The following is a 1192-nucleotide window of genomic DNA, read 5'->3' as shown; positions in this document are numbered from 1 at the left end:
ACGAAACTCGCTAACACTCACTTTCGCAAATAAATATTAGAAAAACTCTATAAAATATATTTGCTATAAAGGTTCTGGCGAAAGAAACACATAAATGTGTTTAGTCGTTATTATTCCAAAAAAATCACGACATTCTATATTAAATTATAAAGATTATTATCTTTAAATTTTAGGCTTTTACATTTGGAAAATATTAAATAAGCAAAATTTTGTTAAAGAAAAAATAACTAAATACAAATATGTATTTCTTTCGACATAATTTTTATAATGATAAAACTTATTTATGTTAAAATAACTCTTGTTTGTGAAAGTGAGCGTAGTTTTACGAAGCGAGTTCTATTTTTTCTTTATAAGAAAGTTTTGCGTTAAGCGGGGTAGTTCGTAGAACGTTTTGCCATTATCTCTAAGTAGTAGCCAGTTATACATGTCAAAATAATTATTATTGCGAAAAAGGGCATGGTGTCTGATGCCCTTACATTACAAAAAAATAGCAGGATTGTATATAATACTCCCTGCTATTTTTTATTTTATAATTAATCATTTCTAAACTATTTTAAATTTATTTTTTACTTACTTGATTACTATAAATATATCCATATTGATTTCCGTTATATCTAATATAATACCAATCATCGTCTGTTTTGCTTATTGCGTAAACAGTTTGTCCTGTTTTTAATCTTGTTTTTATCGTAGATTTTGTTGTTGGTTTTTCTCTTATATTACTGTATCCTTCGCTCGAAGTTATAGTTAATTTTCCTACAATTTCTTTTAATTGACTGTTATGCACGTAACCAGTAAATGATTTTTTAATATCATTGTTATAATATGTTACTTTATGCCATTCACCAGATTTTTCATTACTTTCAAGTATATGACCATTTGTAATGGTTTCAACAACTTTAGAATCTGTATTGGCAGACTGTCTTATATTAATCGCATTATCTTTTGACGATGTTATAAATGCCGCTCCCATTGAAATGGCACTAAGACCCATAGATAGAATTGAAACTAGAAACATTTTCTTTAGTACAAACTTTTTCATAAAAAATCACTCCTTAAATAATATAAATTTATATTTATCAATTTTATGTAACATATGTTTTCTTCAATTGTATTATAACCTATTTTTTTGATTTTGCCAAGTGAAAACTTTGCAGGATCACGACAAACGCATGAATATTTTAAACTATTT

General features: G+C 26.3%; 1 protein-coding gene. It reads right to left on the bottom strand.

Annotation, left to right across the window (positions count from 1 at the left end):
- Positions 1-559 precede the first annotated feature (559 nt).
- A complete protein-coding gene (locus HMPREF1552_RS07980; RefSeq protein WP_021744646.1) occupies positions 560-1042 on the bottom strand; it encodes an SH3 domain-containing protein in 483 nt (160 codons plus the stop codon).
- Positions 1043-1192 lie beyond the last annotated feature (150 nt).

The organism is Leptotrichia sp. oral taxon 879 str. F0557 (assembly GCF_000469385.1).
In the GTDB taxonomy this organism is placed as follows: domain Bacteria; phylum Fusobacteriota; class Fusobacteriia; order Fusobacteriales; family Leptotrichiaceae; genus Leptotrichia; species Leptotrichia mesophila.
Note: the sequence above shows the minus strand (reverse complement) of the source record. Positions and strands in the feature narration are given on the sequence as shown.

Bases quoted from the DNA above. Each gene is read 5' to 3' on its own strand.
- HMPREF1552_RS07980 (WP_021744646.1), bottom strand. From the start codon at position 1,042: ATGAAAAAGTTTGTACTAAAGAAAATGTTTCTAGTTTCAATTCTATCT.